Source organism: Pseudomonas sp. App30, assembly GCF_047947025.1.
GTDB lineage: Bacteria > Pseudomonadota > Gammaproteobacteria > Pseudomonadales > Pseudomonadaceae > Aquipseudomonas.
This window is the reverse complement of the sequence record NZ_CP133165.1, coordinates 2,911,210-2,926,217: the sequence shown is the minus strand read 5'-3', so window position 1 is coordinate 2,926,217 and position 15,008 is coordinate 2,911,210. Positions and strand designations below refer to the sequence as shown.

Genomic DNA, 15,008 nt, shown 5'->3' with positions numbered 1-15,008 from the left:
CCCTAAAAGCTCGCTGGCAAGCCAGCTCCCACACGGGTATCGATCGTCAGGGGGCGGGGGGCGGCAATAAAAGCCGCGCCGTCAGCGGCAGGTGATCCGAGATCTCCTCGGTGTCATCCTGCCGCACCCGCGCCTCGATGCGCTTGAGCTTGGGGCTGTGGAACAGGTAGTCCAGGGTGCGGTCGGGCGCCGGTATCGCCGGGTCGATGGGGTAGTGGGTGAACCAGTCGCTGCGGTCCTCGCCGCTGGCTTCGGTGTTGGCCGGGATCATCGGATAGCGGTCCCACAGCAGATGCAGGGGGCTGTCTGCCGGATACGCATTGCGCTGCGCGAGCGGCAGGCGCAACGCCTGGCCCAGGGGCAGGGCGTTGAAGTCGCCGCCCAGCAGCCACGGCGTGCCGTGGCTTTCCATGCGGTCGATGCGCTTGAGAATGGCCTGCATCTGCCGGCCCTGGGTATCCTCGCCCGGTACAGGGCCATCCAGGTTGGTGTTGAGCACCGCCAGCTGGCCGCCGTCCTGGATCGGCAGGTAGCTGGTCAGCAGCGCGCGGCGCGGGGCAAAGGGTGCAGTCAGCCAATGGCCTTCGGCCTGGGGCAGTTGCTGGCGCTCGGCCTGCACGATCTGGAAGCGGCTCAGGGTCGCCAGCTTGCGCCCGACGCTGCCGAGGATATGCGGGTTGGGGATGAAGTCGGCCTTCCAGTCGAAGGCCTCGACGCTGCACGGGTACAGGTCGACGATGCGTGCGCGCAGCAGGGTCAGCTGGTCCTGGTAGTCGCTGGCCTTGGCGCCGTCGTCCAGCTCTTGCAGCAGCACCAGGTCGGGCTGTTCATCGCGAATCACCCGGGCCACCTCATCGAGGTTATAGGCCAGGTCCTCGGCGGTGGCGCGGTCGTCCGGGCCGCTGCCATCGGGCAGGTCGTTCCAGAACACGTACTGCTTGCCCGCCAGGTGCTGCACGTTCCAGGTCATCACCTTCACGGCCTGGCCCGGCACCAGTTGCGGCGCCGGCCCGCGGCACATGTTGGCGAGCTTCTCGCGCTGGGGCGGGTGCCAGGTCAGGGTGTAGGCCAGGATGCCCAGCAGCAGCGCCAGGGCCACCAGTACCAGCAGGGTGTTGCGCAGGAGTCGGGTCATGGGCTCGGCTTTGGCTTCGCGGTATCACCGGAGCATAACCGAGCCAGGCGCCGCGCCCAAGCCTCAGGGCTGGGTCGTGTCGCCCACGCGCAGCATGAACAGGCGGTACAGCACCACGCTGGTGAACAGCTGCAGGAAGCCGTTGACGCTGTCCAGCAGCAGCGCCTGCCAGTTGCTGGGCTCGGGCCACACCGAATTGCTGACCAGGTCGATGGCCCACAACGGTATCAGCGCGCCGAACACGCATAGCAGGATGCGCACGAAGTGCCCCTGGGTCAGTTGGAAGCTGTCGCGCATGGCCGCCATGGGCGTCAGGCCGCGCAACACCAGCAAGTATTCGGCGAACACCAGCCGGATCATGACGTAGACGCCCGGCAGCACGAACAGCGACAGGCCGAGCATGATCAGCACGGTGCTGCTCGCCGCCAGCACGGCGAAGAATGGCCACAGGCGCAGGGTCACGGCCAGCAGGTTGCGCTTGAGCGGCTGCAGGCCCTTGCTGCGGGCGTCGAGGAACAGAATCAGCGCGCCGGTGTACAGCGGGTAGAACAGCAGGCCCACGATGATGTCATACATGGGAGAGGCGTCTTCGCCCACCGTGTGCTGCACCATCTGGGTGGCCAGGGCCTCCAGCACCACCAGTGGCAGGCACAGCTGGGCAATGGCCAGCAGGTTGCGGCGGAAGAAATACAGGGAATCGCGCAGTACGCTCAAGGGGTTCATCAGTCGGTATCGCAGTAGTCAAAGCAGGCCGACACTTTAGCCCATGCGCCAGGTGGCTCCAACCGCGCTGGCGTGTCGCTGCCTGAAGGAAGTTTCATGGGGCGCTACCATTGAAACCGTCATGCACGTGCCCCATTTTGTACGCAGGCCGCCCATACCGGGCCGGGCCGAATTTTTACCGGCAATCTAACGAGGTCGCCATGAACAGCGAAGAGCAAACCCTGATCGATGGTCTGTTTACCCGGCTCAAGCAAGCCGAAACGGGAGCAGCCCCACGCGACGCCCAGGCGTTCGAGCGGATCAAGGAACATGTGGCCGCGCAACCGGCAGTACCTTATTACATGGCCCAGGCCATCCTGGTACAGGAAGCGGCCCTCAAGCGCATGGACGAGCAGGTGAAGAAACTGCAGGCCGACCTGGCGCAAGCCCAGGCCCAGGCCGCTGCCGCCCAGCAACAGCCGCAACAGAGCGGCGGTTTCCTGTCGAGCATTTTCGGTGGCGGTTCCCGTGAACCCGCCCCGGCCCCGCAGTCGTCCGGCGGCTGGCGCGAACCTGGCACCCAGCAGTACCAGCAACCGCCGCAACAGCCGCAGTACGCGCCACCACCGCCGCCACAACAGGCGGCTCCAGCCGCTGGCGGCTTCATGCGTGGCGCCCTGCAGACCGCAGCCGGCGTGGCCGGTGGCGTGATGCTGGCCGAAGGCATCAGCAGCCTGTTCCACCACAACAACCAGCCCCAGGAAATCGTCGAAGTGCTGCAAGAGCCAGTGCCGATGCAGGACCAGGGCGGCTGGGGCAACGAGTCCGAGCGCTTCGCCAACAACGATTCGTGGGGCGGCGACAACGGCGGCGGCTTCGCTGACTCCGACTTCAACGACGACAGCGGCGGCAGCTTCTTCGACGACGACGACACCTTCGTCTGACCCCCTCGGCCGACGGCCCGCCACCCCCTGGCGGGCCGTTTCGCCAGACAATTCCCAGCACCCGCGTTGCAACTGGCATACTGACGGCCTGATCAAGGTCGAGCGCTTTGGCGCCACGAGGATGTGCGGTGAAAAGAATCGCGGTGTTCGCCGATGTACAAAACCTCTACTACACCGTTCGTCAGGCGTATGGTTGCCACTTCAACTATGCCGCCCTGTGGGCTGACATCAGCAAGGGCGGGCAGATCGTCGAGGCCTACGCCTATGCCATCGACCGTGGTGACAGCAAACAGCAGCAGTTCCAGCAGATCCTGCGCAACCTGGGCTTCACGGTAAAACTCAAGCCGTACATCCAGCGCAGCGACGGTTCGGCCAAGGGCGACTGGGACGTGGGCATCACCATCGATATCATGGACGCCGCCGACCGCGTCGACGAAGTGGTGCTGGCCTCCGGCGACGGCGACTTTGACCTGCTGCTCGAACGCATCATCAGCAAGCACGGCGTCACCGCCGTGGCCTACGGCGTGCCGGGGCTCACCGCCAATTCACTGATCCGCGCCGCCAGCCGCTACGTGCCCATCGAAGGCGCGTTGCTGCTCAAGAACTGAACCCCTGGAGTTGTTTTTGGAACGTATTGCCGTCATCGACTTTGAAACCACCGGCATCTCGCCGAACGCCTACTGCCGCGCCACCGAAATCGCCGTGGTAATGCTCGAGGGCGGGCAGATCGTGGACCGTTACCAGAGCCTGATGAACGCCGGCGTCGCGGTGCCGGGCTTCGTCGCCAGCCTGACCGGCATCACCACCGCCATGGTGCGCAGCGCGCCGCCAGTGGCCCAGGTGATGAACGAGGTGGCGGATTTCGTCGGTGACACGCCGCTGTTGGCGCACAACGCCTCATTCGACCAACGGTTCTGGGACTTTGAACTGGGCCTGCTGCGCCGCGAGCGCCGCCAGCGCTTCGCCTGCTCGATGCTGCTGGCCCGCCGCCTGATGCCGGCGGCGCCGAACCACAAGCTCGGCACCCTGACCCAGTGGGCCGGCCTGCCGAACACCGGCACCGCCCACCGGGCCATGGCCGACGCCGAGATGGCCGCCAACCTGATCCAGCACCTGGCCGGCGAGCTTCGCAGCACCCACGGCCTGAGCAACGTCGGTCACGACCTGTTCTGCACCTTGCAGAAGATCCCCGCGGCGAAGATCGGCGAGGCCCTGCGCAAGCAGCGCGGTTGAACGCCGGCGAACCGCAACAGGCGCCGACAAGGTAAACTGCGCACCATTGCAGAACTTGACCTTACGGTACCCCTGATGACATTCGCCACCCTTGGCCTGATCGAACCCCTGCTGCGCGCCCTGGAAACCCTCGGCTACCAGACCCCGACGCCAGTACAGGCCCAGGCCATCCCGGCCGTGCTGGCCGGCCGCGACCTGATGGCCGCAGCCCAGACCGGCACCGGCAAGACCGCCGGCTTCGCCCTGCCGATGCTGCAGCGCCTGACCATGGAAGGCCCGAAAGTGGCCAGCAACTCGGTGCGCGCGCTGGTGCTGGTGCCGACCCGCGAGCTGGCCGAGCAGGTGCACGCCAACATCCAGGAATACGGCCAGCACCTGCCGCTGAGCACCTACGCGGTGTACGGCGGCGTCAGCATCAACCCGCAGATGATGAAGCTGCGCAAAGGCGTCGACCTGCTGGTGGCCACCCCGGGCCGCCTGCTCGACCTGTACCGCCAGAACGCGGTCAAGTTCAGCCAGCTGGAAACCCTGGTGCTGGACGAGGCCGACCGCATGCTCGACCTGGGCTTCGCCGAAGAGCTGCGTGACATCTACGCCGCCCTGCCGAAGAAGCGCCAGACCCTGCTGTTCTCCGCCACCTTCTCCGACGCCATCCGCCTGCTCGCCGGGCAGATGCTCAACAACCCGCTGAGCATCGAAGTCAGCCCGCGCAACGTCGCCGCCGCGTCCGTGAAGCAGTGGGTGGTGACCGTGGACAAGAAGCGCAAGCCCGAGCTGTTCATCCACCTGCTCAAGCGCCTGAAGTGGAAGCAGACCCTGGTGTTCGCCAAGACCCGCAACGGTGTCGACGCGTTGGTGGAGCGCCTGCAGGGCCTGGGCATCAACGCCGACGGCATCCACGGCGACAAGCCCCAGGCCACGCGCCAGCGCGCCCTGGACCGCTTCAAGGCCAATGAAGTGCAGATCCTGGTGGCCACCGACGTCGCTGCCCGCGGCCTGGACATCGATGACCTGCCTACCGTGGTCAACTTCGACCTGCCTATCGTGGCCGAAGACTACGTGCACCGCATCGGCCGCACCGGCCGTGCCGGCCTGACGGGCGAGGCGATCTCGCTGGTGTGCGCCGACGAAGTGCAGCTGCTGTCGGCCATCGAAGTGCTGACCCGCCAGACCCTCAAGCGCACCGAAGAGCAGGGTTTCGAGCCTGATCACCGGGTGCCGGAAACCAACGCCAGCGGCGAAGTGCTGAAGAAGCCGAAAAAGCCGAAGAAACCCAAGGTCACCGGCGGCAAGCGCACCCTGGGCAAATGGCTGGACAGCGGCGACACCCCCACCGAAAACGTCGCCCCGGCGGCCAAGCCGGTGCGCAAGGTGCCCGTGTTCAACACCGGCCCGCGCAAGCGCAAGCCCTGACCTATCGCAGCGCCTTCGGCCTCTCTGCGTAGCAGCTGCCGAAGGCTGCGTCCCGTTTGCTCCTGGACGCGGCCTGGCGGCCGCTGCTACGGGGTGTGTGGGGGCTTCAGCCAGGTAAGGGCGCCCTCGGCGGCGCGCCGGCCGCTGGCGAAGCACGCGGTCAGCAGGTAACCGCCGGTCGGCGCTTCCCAGTCGAGCATTTCCCCCGCGCAGAACACGCCAGGCAGCGCCTGCAGCATCAACCCCGCGTCCAGCGCTTCGAAACGCACGCCACCGGCGGTGCTGATGGCCTCATCCAGCGGCCGTGGCCGCACCAGCACGATCGGCAGCGCCTTGATCGCCTGGGCCAACGCCTGCGGGTCATCAAAGGTGGCCTTGTCGGTCAGCTCGCGCAGCAGGGCCGCCTTCACGCCATCCAGGCCAAGCACGCTGTGCAAATGCTTGGCCATGGAGCGTGAGCCGCGTGGCCGGGCCAGGGCGGCAGCCACTTTATCCACAGCCTTGTTCGGCAGCAGGTCGAGGTACAGCGTCGCCTGGCCATTGGCGTTGATCTGCTCGCGCACCTGCGCCGACAGCGCGTACACCAGGCTGCCCTCGATACCGCCGGCGGTAACGATGGCCTCGCCCAGGCGTGGCGTTGCCCCGGCCAGGAACATCGCGACGTTCTTCAGCGGCGCACCGGCGAATTTCTCGCGCAGCAGCTCACTCCAGCCCGCCACCTCAAAGCCGCAGTTCGCCGCCTGCAACGGCGCGGTCGCAACGCCCCGGGCCTGCAACCACGGCAGCCAGGCGCCATCCGACCCCAGCCGCGCCCAACTGGCGCCCCCCAGCGCCAGCAGCGTGGCGTCGGGGCGCAGGGTCAATTCACCCTCAGGATGGGTTATGCACAGGCTGCCGTCCGCGCGCCAGCCCTGCCAGCGGTGCCGGGTGTGGATAACCACGCCCTGCTCGCGCAGGCGCTTGAGCCAGGCGCGCAGCAACGGCGCGGCCTTCATGTCGGTGGGGAATACGCGGCCAGAGGTGCCGACGAAGGTCTCGATGCCCAGCCCGTGAATCCATTGGCACAGGTGCTCGGCGTTGAAACCTTCCAGCAGCGCGGCCACTTCGTCGCGGCGTTCGGCGTACCGGCCGACAAAGGCCGCATAGGGTTCGGAATGGGTGATGTTCATGCCACCCACGCCGGCCAGCAGGAACTTGCGCCCCACCGACGGCATGGCGTCGAACACCTCGACGCGCACGCCGGCCTGGCTCAGGACTTCCGCTGCCATCAACCCGGCAGGGCCGCCACCGATGATGGCGACGTGGTGGACAGGGGAGGGCAGGGAGTGAGACATGGGCGGCCATCGGGTGCGAAATAAGCCGACCATTGTAGCTCATCACCGGTGGATAAAAAACGTACAGCGGGCTGCAGGCCGCGTGGATACTGGCGTCGCAGAGCTTGCCCGCAGGTTATCCACAGGCGGCTCCACAGCGGATGTGGGTAAGTTACAGCCCCAGGTCCGTCCATACTCGCTGGGCGCTGTGGTGCAGCAGGCCGTGGCGGCGGGCCAGGGCCTGGCGGTCCTTGCTGTAGCCGCCGCCGATCACGCCCATGACTGGAATGTCGCGGCCCAGGCAGTGCCGCAGCACCGCCTCGTCGCGGGCCGACACCCCGGCGTCGGTCAGTTGCAGGTAGCCCAGGGCGTCGTCCTTGTGCACGTCCACGCCGGCGTCGTACAGCACCAGGTCGGGCTGGTACAGCGGCAGCAGGTAATTGAGCGTGTCGTGCACCACTGCCAGGTAATCGGCGTCGCCCATGCCCATGGGCAGCGGAATGTCCCAGTCGCTGTCAGCCTTGCGTGCGGGAAAGTTCTTCTCGCAGTGCAGGGAAACAGTGATGGCGTCCGGGGTGTCGGCGAGAATTCGCGCGGTGCCGTCGCCCTGGTGCACATCGCAGTCGAAGATCAGCACCCGGCTCACCCGGCCGCTGCCCAGCAGGGCATGGCTGATGATGGCCAGGTCGTTGAAAATGCAGAACCCGGCAGGGTGGTCATAATGAGCATGGTGGGTGCCGCCGGCCAGGTGGCAGGCCAGGCCGTGCTGCAACGCCTGCTCGGCGGCGAGCAGCGAGCCGCCCACGGCGCGCACGGTGCGCCGCGCAAGGGCCTCGCTCCAGGGCAGGCCCAGGCGGCGCTGGTCTTCGCGGGCCAGCTCGCCGCTCATGAAGCGCTCGATGTAGTCGCGGTCATGGGCCAGCGCCAGCACGTCGTTGGGGCACAATTCCGGGCGCAGCAAGTCCGCGTCCTGCACCAGGCCGCTGGTCACCAGGTGGTCACGCAGCAGGCGGAACTTGTCCATGGGGAACCGGTGTTCGGGCGGGAAGGGCGGGCTGTAGTCGTCGTGATAAATCAGTGGCAGCGGCATGAGCAATTCGCGGCAGGTGGATGTCCGATTCTTGCCACGCTCACGATAAACTTCAAGGACTGCACGGGGGAATGCACCGATGAAGCCGATTTTGCAGCTGGAAAGCGCGCGCCTGGTGCTGCGCCAGTGGCGCGACGAGGACCTGCCGGAGTTCGCCGCCATGTCGGCCGACCCGCAGGTGATGCGCTACTTCCCGGCCTTGCTCACACGCCTGGAAAGCGCCGCCCTGATTGGCCGCGTGCGCGGCCATTTCAATGAGTACGGCTTCGGCCTGTGGGCGCTGGAGCGCAAGGACACCGGGGCCTTCATCGGCTTCACCGGCCTCAGCCACGTCAACTTCGAGGCGCCGTTCACCCCGGCGGTGGAAATCGGCTGGCGCCTGGCACGCCGCCACTGGGGCCTGGGGTTCGCCAGCGAGGCGGCCTGGACCAGCCTGCGCGTGGCGTTCGGGCAGCTGGGCCTGGAGGAAGTGGTGTCGTTCACCGCCCAGTGCAACCTGCCCTCGGAGAAGGTGATGCAGGCCATCGGCATGCAGCGCGACCCCAGGGGCGATTTCGATCACCCGCGCCTGCCTGCCGGCCATGAGCTGCAGCGCCACGTGCTGTACCGCATCGACCGCGACGAGTGGCGCCACACCCTGCACGGCTAGACCAACGTCGCGACGGTGGGGTTTGCCCCTGTAAAGCCTGTATCATTTCCCCGGTTGGCTCGTTTCACGGGCACTGTCAGCGTTTTTTGGAGAGTTCGTATGAGCCATGTGTTGGACGACCTGGTCGACCTGTTGACCCTGGAACCCATCGAGGAAAACCTGTTTCGCGGGCGCAGCCAGGACCTGGGTTTCCGCCAGCTGTTCGGCGGCCAGGTACTGGGCCAGTCGCTGTCGGCGGCCAGCCAGACCGTGGAAGACGCCCGCCACGTGCACTCGCTGCATGGCTATTTCCTGCGCCCGGGCGACGCCCAGCTGCCGGTGGTGTACATGGTCGACAAGGTGCGCGACGGCGGCAGCTTCAGCACCCGCCGGGTGACCGCGGTGCAGAAGGGCCAGCAGATCTTCACCTGCAGCGCCTCCTTCCAGTACGACGAGGAAGGCTACGAGCACCAGGCCTCGATGCCCAACGTGGTGGGCCCGGAAAACCTGCCCACCGAGCTTGAGCTGACGCAGAAGAACGCGCACCTGCTGCCCGAGCACATCCGCGACAAGCTGCTGTGCCCCAAGCCCATCGAAGTGCGCCCGGTGACCGAGCGCGATCCCTACAACCCGGTGCCTGGCGACCCGGTGAAGTACGTGTGGTTCCGCGCCGATGGCACCCTGCCGGACATCCCGGCGCTGCACAAATACATCATGGCCTACGCCTCGGACTTCGGCCTGCTGACCACCTCGCTGCTGCCCCACGGCAAGTCGGTGTGGCACAAGGACATGCAACTGGCCAGCCTCGACCACGCCCTGTGGTTCCACGGCGACCTTCGCGCCGATGACTGGCTGCTGTACGCCATGGACAGCCCCTGGGCCGCCAACGCCCGCGGTTTCTGCCGTGGCAGCGTGTACAACCGCGCCGGCCAGCTGGTGGCGTCCGCGGCCCAGGAAGGCCTGATCCGCCAGCGCAAGGACTGGGCATGAGCCTGCGGGATATCCGCCACTGGGTGTTCGACATGGACGGCACCCTGACCGTGGCGGTGCATGACTTCGCGGCCATTCGCGTGGCCCTGGAGATTCCGCCCGAGGACGACATCCTCACCTACCTGGCCGCCTTGCCGGCCGAGGTGGCGGCGGCCAAGCACGCCTGGCTGCTGGAACACGAGCGCGAGCTGGCGGTGGCCTCCCGCGCCGCCGATGGCGCCGTGGCGCTGGTGCGCAGCCTGGCAGCACGCGGGCATACCCTGGGCATCCTGACGCGCAACGCGCGGGAGTTGGCGCACATCACCCTGGAAGCCATCGGCATCGCCGACTGTTTTGCCGTTGCAGACGTGCTGGGCCGTGACGACGCGCTGCCCAAGCCCAACCCCGACGGCCTGCTCAAGCTGGCCCGGGCCTGGGGCGTGGCGCCGGCGCAGATGGTGATGGTCGGCGATTACCGCTTCGACCTCGACTGTGGCCGCGCAGCGGGCACCCACACCGTATTGGTCAACCTGCCCGACAACCCCTGGCCCGAACTGGCCGACTGGCACGCCCCCACCTGCACCGACCTGCTCAACCTCGCCTGAACCCTCCCGGCCATTCGCGCACTTCTTTCTTGTGGGAGCTGGCTTGCCAGCGAGCTTTTAAGGCCCCAACAGCTCGCTGGCAAGCCAGCTCCCACAGGATGTAGCAGCAACTGGGGGTAGGGTTGCCCCCGGCGGACCTTCGCACACCAGCAGATGAAACTAAACTAACTATTCCGATCATTTTCTTAAATTTTGAAATAGTTTTTTGCTACCATTGGTCTTAATCCTTGCAGGGTGCGTCATTATGATGCACCCCTCGCACTAGGCTAGAACTGCATTGCCTGCCGATACACCCCAGAACCAATTCAAATCGTAGAGAATCATGCTGATCAAATCCTCGCGTTGCATTAAGACTTCGGGCCTGGTGGCCGGCCTGTCGCTGGGCTCCCTGGTGGTTGCGGCCCCGGGCATGGCCCTGGCTGACGACTCGACCATGACCGGTAACTGGGGTGGCGAGCGTACCCGCCTCGAGAACGAAGGCATCAAGATCACCAGCGACTACGTTTCCGAAACGTTCGGCACCGTGCACGGCGGCGAGAGCCACGGCGCTCGCTACGCCCAGCAGCTGCGTATCGGCGCGCGTTTCGACCTGAGCAAGATCCTGGGTATCGACAACGGCGGCGTCGTGCAGGTCATGGTCACCGACCGTCGCGGCAACAGCGCCTCGGCCGACCTGGTGGGCAACCGCCTGCCGGTGCAGGAAATCTACGGCGGCCAGTACACCCGCATCAGCGAGGTCAGCTACGAGCGCACCATCTTCACCCCGAACCTGGACATGAAAGTGGGCTTCATGCCCATGGGTAACGACTTCGGCGGCATGAGCATCCTCACCAACTTCGTCAACGCCGGCTTCTGCGCCCACCCGTTGTCGATGTCCGGTGGCAGCGGCTGGACCAACGCCCCGACCGGCCACTGGGGCGGCATGCTGAAGTACAAGATCAACGACGAGTGGGCTATCCAGACCGCCGCGTTCGAGGTCAACCCGATCACCAACAGCGAGTCCAAGTACGCGCTGCGCATGAGCCCGGACCACTACACCGGCACCATCATGCCGATCGAAGCCATCTACACCCGTGGCGGCACCTACGACGGCCAGTACAAGTTCGGCTGGTACTACGACACCTCCGACACCGCGCGCATCGCCGGCAACGGCACCGCTGCCGGGCGTTCGGGCTCCTACGTACTGGCTGACCAGGCCGTGTGGCGCTCCGCCACCGACCCCAAGCGCAACCTGCACGTGTTCGGCCAGGCCACCCAGACCGACGCCGCCACCTCGCCGTTCCGTCACTGGTACTCGGCTGGCGTAGTGCTGCACAAACCGTTCGACAGCCGTCCTGACGACGCCATCGGCCTGGCCTATGGCCGCGCCGTGCTGAACGAGCGCACCCGCGACAACCAGATCGCCGCTGCCACCACTGCTGCCGCAGCTGATGACATCGACAACCTGGACAGCGGCGAGCAGCTGATCGAGCTGAGCTACACCGCGCAAGTCACCAAGTGGCTGACCGTGCGTCCTGACGTGCAGTACATCAAGGAACCAGGCGCCTTCTACGGCGTGAACACCCAGAACGCGCTGATGGCTGGCGTACAGGTCAAGGCCGCGTTCTGATCACAGGTTCTTCGTCCCAAAGGTATCGCACTGGTTGATCTGACCCTGGGCGAAACCGGTCTTGAACCAGCGCACGCGCTGGGCTGAAGTACCATGGGTGAACGAGTCGGGGACCACGCGTCCCTGGCTCTGCTGCTGCAAGCGATCGTCGCCAATGGCATTGGCGGCGTTCAGCGCCGACTCGACGTCGCCGGGCTCCAACCAGTGCAGCCGCTGTTGCGCATGGAACGCCCATACCCCCGCCAGGCAATCGGCCTGCAATTCCTGCCTTACCGACAAGCCATTGGCGCCTTCCATCTGTTCGCCACGCTGGCGCGCGGCCTGCACCTTCGCCGGTATGCCCAGCAGGTTCTGCACGTGGTGGCCCACTTCATGGGCGATCACGTAGGCGTCGGCAAACTCGCCGGCGGCGTGGAAGCGCTGGTCCATTTCCTTGAAGAAATCCATGTCCAGGTACACCTGGCGGTCGCCCGGGCAATAGAACGGGCCGGTGGCCGAGGTGGCAAAGCCGCAGGCCGAATTGACCTGGCCGCGGAACAGAATCAGCTTGGGATCCTGGTACTGGCGGCCGGCCTTCTGGAAGATCTGCCCCCAGGTGTCCTCGGTGTCGCCCAGTATTGCCCGGACGAAATCGGCCTGCTGGTCGTTGGCAGGTGGGGCAGGGCGGCTGCGGGTGTCCACCGGGGCAGTCTGCGGCTGGCTCAGTTGCCCGGTCAGTTGTCCAAGAATCTGCATGGGGTCCTGGCCGGTCAGCAGGCCGAAGCCGACGATCAACACCACCGCGGTCAGGCTCAGTCCCTTGCCGCCAATGCGCAGCCCGCCGCCTCCGCCGCCTGCGCCAGGGTCGTCATCGCGGGCGTCCACCACGTTGTCACTGCGCCGGCCTTTTTTCCACAGCATGGTGAGTACCCTCCACGACCGCTATTCAGATAACCATTTGGATATGTATCCGACTGGTATATTCAATTTTCGTTGTGGGAATTTTCATTGAGACTAGTCCGAAGCCTGTCCGCAGGACCCAATAAATCAAATAATAGGAGAACGGCATGTCTTCCCAAGACACCAGTCGCTTCGTTATCCGTGATCGCAATTGGCACCCCAAGGCCCTGACCCCCGACTACAAGACCTCCGTGGCCCGTTCCCCGCGCCAGGCGCTGGTGAGCATCCCGCAGTCGGCCAGCGAGTCTACCGGCCCTGATTTTTCCCACCTGAAATTCGGCAAGTACGACAACGACCTGCTGCTGAACTTCAACAATGGTGGCCTGCCCATCGGCGAGCGCATCATCGTCGCCGGCCGTGTGTGCGACCAGTACGGCAAGCCGATCCCCCACACCCTGGTGGAAATCTGGCAAGCGAACGCCGGCGGCCGCTACCGTCACAAGAACGACCGCTACCTGGCGCCGCTGGACCCCAACTTCGGTGGTGTCGGCCGCATGGTCACCGACAGCGAAGGCTACTTCAACTTCCGCACCATCAAGCCGGGCCCGTACCCATGGCGCAACGGCCCGAACGACTGGCGCCCGGCGCACATCCACGTGTCGGTCAGCGGCCCGTCGATCTCCACGCGCCTGATCACCCAGCTGTACTTCGAAGGCGACCCGCTGATCCCGATGTGCCCGATCGTCAAGTCGATCGCCGACCCTGAAGCCGTGCAGAGCCTGATCGCCAAGCTCGACATGAACCACGCAAACCCGATGGATTGCCTGGCTTACCGCTTCGACATCGTGCTGCGCGGCCAGCGCAAGACCCACTTCGAGAACTGCTGAGGAGAGCGCCACCATGCCTATTACCTTGCTCAAGGAAACACCTTCGCAGACCGCTGGCCCGTACGTGCACATCGGCCTGGCCCTGTCCGCTGCCGGCAACCCGCCGCGCGACGAGGAAATCTGGAACCAGATGGCCAAGCCCGGTGCGCCCGGCGAGCACATCATCCTGCTGGGCGACGTCTACGACGGCAACGGCCACAAGGTGCGCGACTCGTTCCTGGAGTTCTGGCAGGCTGACGCCAACGGCCACTACGACACGGACTACAACCTGGAGAAGCCGTTCAACAGCTTCGGCCGCACCGCCACCACCTTCGACGGCGGCGAGTGGGACCTGCACACCATCAAGCCGGGCGTGGTCAACAACGCCGCCGGCGTGCCGATGGCGCCGCACATCAACGTCAGCCTGTTTGCCCGTGGCATCAACATCCACCTGCAAACCCGCCTGTACTTCAGCGACGAAGCCGAGGCCAACGCCAAGGACCCGGTGCTGAACCTGATCGAGCAGCCGGCCCGTCGCGAAACCCTGATCGCCACCCGTTGCGAAGTGAACGGCAAGACCGCCTACCGCTTCGACATCCGCATCCAGGGTGAGGGCGAGACGGTGTTCTTCGACTTCTAAGCCTGTTTGCAGCCAAAAAAAACCGCCCTTCAAGGCGGTTTTTTTATTTCATCCCCCGTAGCAGCGGCCGCAGGCCGCGTCAGGGCCTATGACGCGGCCTGCGGCCGCTGCTACGGGGGAACGGGGGCAGTTCAATCCCACTGCGGGGCGAACGGCGGGCTTACCAGGCGCTGGTCTTTCGGCAGCGCGGCAATGATCCGGCGGTCCTCGTCATCCAGCGGCACCTGCAGCGACGCCAGGTTGCTCAGCTGGTTGGCCTTGCTCGCGGCCTTCGGGATGGCGGCCACGCCGTCCTGGTCCAGCAGCCATTTCAGCGCCACCTGGGTCGGCAGCACGCCGTGTTTCTCGGCGATGGCCTGCAGCTGGGGAATGTCCGAGACGCGGTTGCGCACGATCGGGCTGTAGGCGGTCAGGGCCATGTCGTGCTTGCGCGCCAGTTGCAGCAGCGGCGTCTGGTCCAGGGTCACGTGGTATTCCACCTGCAGTACCGACAACGGTGCGCCCAGTTCTTCCAGCACCCGGGTCAGCAGCGGCAGCGGGAAGTTGGCCACGCCGATGTTGCGCGCGCGGCCGTCTTCCTTGAACGACACCAGGGTCTCGATGGTGCGTTCCAGGTCCCAGTCCTTGGTCGGCCAGTGAATCATGAACAGGTCGACGTAGTCGCTTTGCAGCGCCTTCAGGGTGTTGTCGAAGGATTGGCGCATGTCGGCCGGGGCCAGCTTGTCCCACCACACCTTGCTGGTGACGTGGATCTGCTCGCGGGGCACCGAAGACTGCACCAGGGCCTTGCCCACCGCGTCTTCGTTGTTGTAACCGGCGGCGGTGTCGATGTGCCGGTAGCCCACCTCCAGCGCCTGCACCACGGCGGCGGTACATTCCTCGCCGACCATGGGCCAGGTGCCCAGGCCCAGCTTGGGCATGTTCAGCCCGTGACGGTTGGTGATGCTCTGCATGCGCAATCTCCCTGCATTCGTTTTTGCTG

At 65.8% G+C, this 15,008-nt stretch carries 16 protein-coding genes; 10 read left to right on the top strand and 6 right to left on the bottom strand.

Translation table 11 applies throughout. The features are described 5' to 3' along the window. Positions 1–46: 46 nt before the first annotated feature. Together RAM80_RS13535 and RAM80_RS13530 are read right to left on the bottom strand one after the other, a co-directional pair. Entirely contained in the window at positions 47–1,135 is a 1,089-nt protein-coding gene (locus RAM80_RS13535) for an endonuclease/exonuclease/phosphatase family protein (protein ID WP_416427036.1), read from the bottom strand. 63 nt (positions 1,136–1,198) lie between these two features. After that, complete coding sequence (locus RAM80_RS13530; protein ID WP_416427035.1) at positions 1,199–1,858, bottom strand: hypothetical protein; 660 nt, start codon at positions 1,856–1,858, stop codon at positions 1,199–1,201. 200 nt (positions 1,859–2,058) lie between these two features. Here RAM80_RS13530 and RAM80_RS13525 point away from each other — a divergent pair, with 200 nt between their 5' ends. The 4 genes from RAM80_RS13525 to RAM80_RS13510 all read left to right on the top strand — a co-directional run bounded on the left by RAM80_RS13525 (position 2,059) and on the right by RAM80_RS13510 (position 5,427). Further along, positions 2,059–2,781: a DUF2076 domain-containing protein gene (locus RAM80_RS13525; protein ID WP_416427034.1), complete on the top strand. Its 723-nt coding sequence runs from the start codon at positions 2,059–2,061 to the stop codon at positions 2,779–2,781. A 128-nt stretch (positions 2,782–2,909) separates the two neighbouring features. Next, entirely contained in the window at positions 2,910–3,389 is a 480-nt protein-coding gene (locus RAM80_RS13520) for an NYN domain-containing protein (protein ID WP_416427033.1), read from the top strand. A gap of 16 nt (positions 3,390–3,405) precedes the next feature. Next, positions 3,406–4,014: a PolC-type DNA polymerase III gene (locus RAM80_RS13515; RefSeq protein ID WP_416427032.1), complete on the top strand. Its 609-nt coding sequence runs from the start codon at positions 3,406–3,408 to the stop codon at positions 4,012–4,014. Positions 4,015–4,089: 75 nt separating this feature from the next. Beyond that, positions 4,090–5,427, top strand: coding sequence for a DEAD/DEAH box helicase (locus RAM80_RS13510; RefSeq protein WP_416427031.1), 1,338 nt, complete (start codon positions 4,090–4,092; stop codon positions 5,425–5,427). An 86-nt stretch (positions 5,428–5,513) separates the two neighbouring features. On the opposite strand, the gene RAM80_RS13505 is transcribed toward RAM80_RS13510, so the two are convergent. Together RAM80_RS13505 and RAM80_RS13500 are read right to left on the bottom strand one after the other, a co-directional pair. Continuing rightward, positions 5,514–6,761 (bottom strand): TIGR03862 family flavoprotein, encoded by a 1,248-nt coding sequence (locus RAM80_RS13505; RefSeq protein WP_416427030.1) that lies wholly within the window; start codon positions 6,759–6,761, stop codon positions 5,514–5,516. A 151-nt stretch (positions 6,762–6,912) separates the two neighbouring features. Beyond that, positions 6,913–7,830 (bottom strand): histone deacetylase, encoded by a 918-nt coding sequence (locus RAM80_RS13500; RefSeq protein ID WP_416427029.1) that lies wholly within the window; start codon positions 7,828–7,830, stop codon positions 6,913–6,915. Between the two features lie 79 nt (positions 7,831–7,909). Between RAM80_RS13500 and RAM80_RS13495 the strand changes: the two genes are divergently transcribed. The 4 genes from RAM80_RS13495 (at position 7,910) to RAM80_RS13480 (ending at position 11,641) form a co-directional block, all read left to right on the top strand. Then, entirely contained in the window at positions 7,910–8,479 is a 570-nt protein-coding gene (locus tag RAM80_RS13495; protein ID WP_416427028.1) for a GNAT family N-acetyltransferase, read from the top strand. A 99-nt stretch (positions 8,480–8,578) separates the two neighbouring features. Then, complete coding sequence (gene tesB, locus RAM80_RS13490; RefSeq protein WP_416427027.1) at positions 8,579–9,448, top strand: acyl-CoA thioesterase II; 870 nt, start codon at positions 8,579–8,581, stop codon at positions 9,446–9,448. Further along, positions 9,445–10,032 carry an HAD family hydrolase gene (locus RAM80_RS13485; protein ID WP_416427026.1) on the top strand — a complete coding sequence of 196 codons (588 nt, stop codon included), beginning with the start codon at positions 9,445–9,447 and terminating at the stop codon, positions 10,030–10,032. The genes tesB and RAM80_RS13485 overlap by 4 nt, the downstream gene beginning before the upstream one ends. A gap of 322 nt (positions 10,033–10,354) precedes the next feature. Then, positions 10,355–11,641 (top strand): carbohydrate porin, encoded by a 1,287-nt coding sequence (locus RAM80_RS13480; protein WP_416427025.1) that lies wholly within the window; start codon positions 10,355–10,357, stop codon positions 11,639–11,641. On the opposite strand, the gene RAM80_RS13475 is transcribed toward RAM80_RS13480, so the two are convergent. Further along, entirely contained in the window at positions 11,642–12,541 is a 900-nt protein-coding gene (locus RAM80_RS13475) for a neutral zinc metallopeptidase (protein ID WP_416427024.1), read from the bottom strand. Between the two features lie 146 nt (positions 12,542–12,687). Here RAM80_RS13475 and pcaH point away from each other — a divergent pair, with 146 nt between their 5' ends. Further along, a complete protein-coding gene (gene pcaH, locus RAM80_RS13470) occupies positions 12,688–13,407 on the top strand; it encodes a protocatechuate 3,4-dioxygenase subunit beta (RefSeq protein ID WP_027981145.1) in 720 nt (239 codons plus the stop codon). A gap of 13 nt (positions 13,408–13,420) precedes the next feature. Beyond that, positions 13,421–14,026, top strand: a complete 606-nt coding sequence (gene pcaG / locus RAM80_RS13465) for a protocatechuate 3,4-dioxygenase subunit alpha (RefSeq protein WP_416427023.1) — start codon at positions 13,421–13,423, stop codon at positions 14,024–14,026. Positions 14,027–14,157: 131 nt separating this feature from the next. On the opposite strand, the gene RAM80_RS13460 is transcribed toward pcaG, so the two are convergent. Further along, complete coding sequence (locus RAM80_RS13460; protein WP_416427022.1) at positions 14,158–14,979, bottom strand: aldo/keto reductase; 822 nt, start codon at positions 14,977–14,979, stop codon at positions 14,158–14,160. Positions 14,980–15,008 lie beyond the last annotated feature (29 nt).